The 5033-nt window shown below is 50.8% G+C and carries 2 tRNA genes and 2 rRNA genes; all 4 read right to left on the bottom strand.

The features are described from left to right. Window positions 1-13 precede the first annotated feature (13 nt). The 4 genes from L0951_RS13530 to L0951_RS13515 all read right to left on the bottom strand — a co-directional run bounded on the left by L0951_RS13530 (window position 14) and on the right by L0951_RS13515 (window position 4853). A 23S ribosomal RNA gene (locus L0951_RS13530) occupies window positions 14-2779 on the bottom strand. A 171-nt stretch (window positions 2780-2950) separates the two neighbouring features. Further along, window positions 2951-3024 (bottom strand) — tRNA-Ala (locus L0951_RS13525). Window positions 3025-3115: 91 nt separating this feature from the next. Then, window positions 3116-3189, bottom strand: a tRNA-Ile gene (locus tag L0951_RS13520). Between the two features lie 147 nt (window positions 3190-3336). Next, window positions 3337-4853, bottom strand: a 16S ribosomal RNA gene (locus L0951_RS13515). Together the 16S and 23S rRNA genes with 2 tRNA genes alongside form the textbook arrangement of a ribosomal RNA operon. Window positions 4854-5033: the final 180 nt, after the last annotated feature.

Genomic DNA, 5033 nt, shown 5'->3' with positions numbered 1-5033 from the left:
CGGCGCCCAATCAGGCAATAAATCTACGGGTAATTAGTACTGCTCGGCTATGCCGTTGCCGGCTTTACACCTGCAGCCTATCAACGTGGTCATCTCCCACGACCCTTAAAAGATGTCTCATCTCGAGGCAGGTTTCGCACTTATATGCCTTCAGTGCTTATCCATACCGAACGTAGCTACTCTGCGGTGCGCCTGGCGGCACAACAGATACACCAGAGGTTCGTTCAAATCGGTCCTCTCGTACTAGATTCAAGCCCTCCCAAACATCTAACGCCCGCAATAGATAGAGACCGAACTGTCTCACGACGTTCTGAACCCAGCTCGCGTGCCACTTTAATGGGCGAACAGCCCAACCCTTGGGACCTTCTCCAGCCCCAGGATGTGACGAGCCGACATCGAGGTGCCGAACCTCCCCGTCGATGTGAGCTCTTGGGGGAGACTAGCCTGTTATCCCCGGAGTACCTTTTATCCTATGAGCGATGGCCCTTCCATGCGGAACCACCGGATCACTATGTCCTGCTTTCGCACCTGGTCGACTTGTTGGTCTCGCAGTCAAGCACCCTTATGCCATTACACTCTGCGCACGGTTACCAAGCGTGCTGAGGGTACCTTTGAAAGCCTCCGTTACTCTTTTGGAGGCGACCACCCCAGTCAAACTACCCACCACGCGGTGTCCCCCGATTATTCGGGGTTAGGCTCCAAGTAAGCAAAGGGTGGTATTTCAACGACGGCTCCACGCATACTGGCGTACACGCTTCGAAGCCTCCCACCTATCCTACACATTGCTTACTCAGAGTCAACACGAAGTTATAGTAAAGGTTCACAGGGTCTTTTCGTCCCATTGCGGGTAATCGGCATCTTCACCGATACTACAATTTCACCGAGCTCGTGGCTGAGACAGTGCCCAGATCGTTACACCATTCGTGCAGGTCGGAACTTACCCGACAAGGAATTTCGCTACCTTAGGACCGTTATAGTTACGGCCGCCGTTTACTGGGGCTTCAGTCAAAAGCTTCGCTTACGCTAACTTCCTTCCTTAACCTTCCAGCACCGGGCAGGTGTCAGACCCTATACAGCATCTTTCGATTTAGCAGAGTCCTGTGTTTTTGATAAACAGTCGCCTGGGCCTCTTTACTGAGGCCTCCCTTGCGGGAGGCGTCCCTTCTTCCGAAGTTACGAGACTATTTTGCCTAGTTCCTTAGCCACGACTCACTCGAGCACCTTAGGATTCTCTCCTCGACCACCTGTGTCGGTTTTGGTACGGGTTGCTTCACTTCGGCTTTTCTTGGAACCACTTTCCCTGCAGCAGCTTCGCCCGAAGGCTAGGCCTTGACTATTCCGTCAGTCTCCAGCAGGTACGGCGATCCGTCCCCTTTTTAGTGTGAGCAAGTACGGGAATATTAACCCGTTGTCCATCCACTTCCCCTCTCGGGTTCGCGTTAGGTCCCGACTAACCCCCAGCTGATTAGCATGGCTGGGGAAGCCTTGGTCTTTCGGTGAGGGGGTTTCTCGCCCCCTTTATCGTTACTTATGCCTACATTTTCTTTTCTATAAGCTCCACCCGGCCTCGCGGCCGGGCTTCTGCGCCGATAGAATGCTCCCCTACCAGACCCCGCATACGCGGGGAATCCATAGCTTCGGTAATATGCTTATGCCCGATTATTATCCATGCCGGACCGCTCGACTAGTGAGCTGTTACGCACTCTTTAAATGAATGGCTGCTTCCAAGCCAACATCCTAGCTGTCAATGCAGTCCAACCGCGTTGTTTCAACTTAGCATATATTTGGGGACCTTAGCTGTTGGTCCGGGTTCTTTCCCTCTCGGACATGGACCTTAGCACCCATGCCCTCACTGCCGCGCAACATTTATTAGCATTCGGAGTTTGTCAGGAATTGGTAGGCGATGAAACCCCCGCATCCAATCAGTAGCTCTACCTCTAATAAACTTATCGCGACGCTGCACCTAAATGCATTTCGGGGAGTACGAGCTATCTCCCAGTTTGATTGGCCTTTCACCCCTACCCACAAGTCATCCGAAGACTTTTCAACGTCAACCGGTTCGGTCCTCCACTTTGTGTTACCAAAGCTTCAACCTGCCCATGGGTAGATCACAAGGTTTCGCGTCTAATCCTACTGACTATGCGCCCTATTCAGACTCGCTTTCGCTCCGCCTCCGCACCTGAAGTGCTTAAGCTCGCCAGTAAAATTAACTCGTAGGCTCATTATGCAAAAGGCACGCCGTCACCCCGAAAACTCGGGGCTCCGACCGCTTGTAGGCGTACGGTTTCAGGTTCTCTTTCACCCTCCTATTCGGAGTGCTTTTCACCTTTCCTTCACAGTACTTGTTCACTATCGGTCTTTCAGGAGTATTTAGCCTTGGAGGATGGTCCCCCCATATTCAGACAGGATTTCACGTGTCCCGCCCTACTCATTTATCACTTATGTATGCCTTTCATATACGGGGCTATCACCCTCTATGGCTGTTCTTTCCAGAACATTCTATTAAACATATAAAAGCTTTTGGGCTAATCCGCTTTCGCTCGCCACTACTTACGGAATCTCTTCGATTTCTTTTCCTCCGGGTACTTAGATGTTTCAGTTCTCCGGGTTTGCTTCCCGAAAAATCGGGATGACTGGTCTTCAACCAGCCGGGTTGCCCCATTCGGACATCTGCGGATCAATTCGTGTGTGCCGATCCCCGCAGCTTTTCGCAGCTTACCGCGTCCTTCTTCGCCTCTGAAAGCCTAGGCATCCGCCATACGCCCTTAACGATTTCTTTCCTAATTATTATATTAGTATATTTTTATACTCGGCGCCAAAAGGCGCTCGGTTTTCTCTTTGTGATGTCTTTACCGTCGATGTCAATGATCTTTGTATCTTCTCTTCAACCTGATGAGCAGATGTTGTTTTTGGCTCCATCCGCAACCTTTAAACCAGGCCTCCAAAACTGTGGAGAATAAGGGAGTCGAACCCTTGACCTCCTGCGTGCAAGGCAGGCGCTCTAGCCAGCTGAGCTAATTCCCCCTCTAGTCTGAGCCATTGAGCGGTTTAGTGATTGAGTGGCTTAGTTTTTTACCAAACACTCATTACTCCCTACTCTTTTACTCAAAATTAGTAGTCTCGGGCAGGCTCGAACTGCCGACCTCTACATTATCAGTGTAGCGCTCTAACCAGCTGAGCTACGAGACTGCTTATACCCAGCCCCTTCCCTGTTACCAATCCTAGTGGGTTTATGTTTCTAAATATCAACCAAAAGAAGAAAAAACTAAGGCAGAACTCCGAGCGGGTCCCATGCGCATTAATGCGACTTTGTTTTTTTTTGACGTATAGTCTCTAAAATGAGATGTTCCAGCCGCACCTTCCGGTACGGCTACCTTGTTACGACTTAGCCCTAGTTACCTGTTTTACCCTAGGCAGCTCCTTTTACGGTCACCGACTTCAGGTACCCCAGACTTCCATGGCTTGACGGGCGGTGTGTACAAGGCCCGGGAACGTATTCACCGCGCCATGGCTGATGCGCGATTACTAGCGATTCCAGCTTCATAGAGTCGAGTTGCAGACTCCAATCCGAACTGAGACCGGCTTTCGAGATTCGCATCCTGTCACCAGGTAGCTGCCCTCTGTACCGGCCATTGTATTACGTGTGTGGCCCAAGACGTAAGGGCCGTGATGATTTGACGTCATCCCCACCTTCCTCGCTACTTGCGTAGGCAGTCCCAACAGAGTCCCCAACTGAATGATGGCAACTGTTGGCAGGGGTTGCGCTCGTTGCAGGACTTAACCTAACACCTCACGGCACGAGCTGACGACAACCATGCAGCACCTTGAAAATTGCCCGAAGGAGGATCTATTTCTAAATCTGTCAATTCCCATTTAAGTCTTGGTAAGGTTCCTCGCGTATCATCGAATTAAACCACATAATCCACCGCTTGTGCGGGCCCCCGTCAATTCCTTTGAGTTTCATCCTTGCGGACGTACTCCCCAGGTGGCTAACTTATCACTTTCGCTTGGTCTCCGAGGCTTGCGCCTCGAAAACGAGTTAGCATCGTTTACGGCGTGGACTACCAGGGTATCTAATCCTGTTCGCTCCCCACGCTTTCGTCCCTCAGCGTCAGTTGAATCTTAGTGACCTGCCTTCGCAATCGGTGTTCTAAGTAATATCTATGCATTTCACCGCTACACTACTTATTCCAGCCACTTCAAATTCACTCAAGACCCGCAGTATCAATGGCAGTTTCACAGTTAAGCTGCGAGATTTCACCACTGACTTACGGGTCCGCCTACGGACCCTTTAAACCCAATAAATCCGGATAACGCTTGCACCCTCCGTATTACCGCGGCTGCTGGCACGGAGTTAGCCGGTGCTTATTCGTACAGTACCTTCAGCTGCCCTCACGAGGACAGGTTTATCCCTGTACAAAAGAAGTTTACAGACCATAGGTCCTTAATCCTTCACGCGGGATGGCTGGATCAGGCTTTCACCCATTGTCCAATATTCCTCACTGCTGCCTCCCGTAGGAGTCTGGTCCGTGTCTCAGTACCAGTGTGGGGGATCTCCCTCTCAGGACCCCTAGAGATCATAGACTTGGTGGGCCGTTACCCCGCCAACTATCTAATCTCGCGCGTGCCCATCCCGATCCGCCGAAGCTTTCAATATCCAATGATGCCATTAAATATGTTATGGGGTATTAATCCTCCTTTCGAAGGGCTATCCCCCGGATTGGGGCAGGTTGCACACGTGTTACGCACCCGTACGCCGCTCTCTCTCTCCCGAAGAAGAAATACCGCTCGGCTTGCATGTGTTAGGCCTCCCGCTAGCGTTCATCCTGAGCCAGGATCAAACTCTCCATTGTATGTTTGTCCGGGCCCGCTCAAAGTTATTACGCCTTAGTTTTTTCCTTACTTTTTTTGGTTGTTATTTGTGATGTCAATGATCTTTATTCTTTCCGCTTAGCCGGACCGGGGAAAGACGCCCCTTGTTCCGATTTGCGGTTGCAAAAGTAGAAACTTTTTTCCATCTGGCAAAATATTTT

The organism is Chryseobacterium sp. R2A-55 (genome assembly GCF_021401085.1).
Classification (GTDB): domain Bacteria; phylum Bacteroidota; class Bacteroidia; order Flavobacteriales; family Weeksellaceae; genus Kaistella.
The sequence above is the reverse complement of the archived record's forward strand: the minus strand, read 5'-3'. Positions and strand labels throughout refer to the sequence as shown.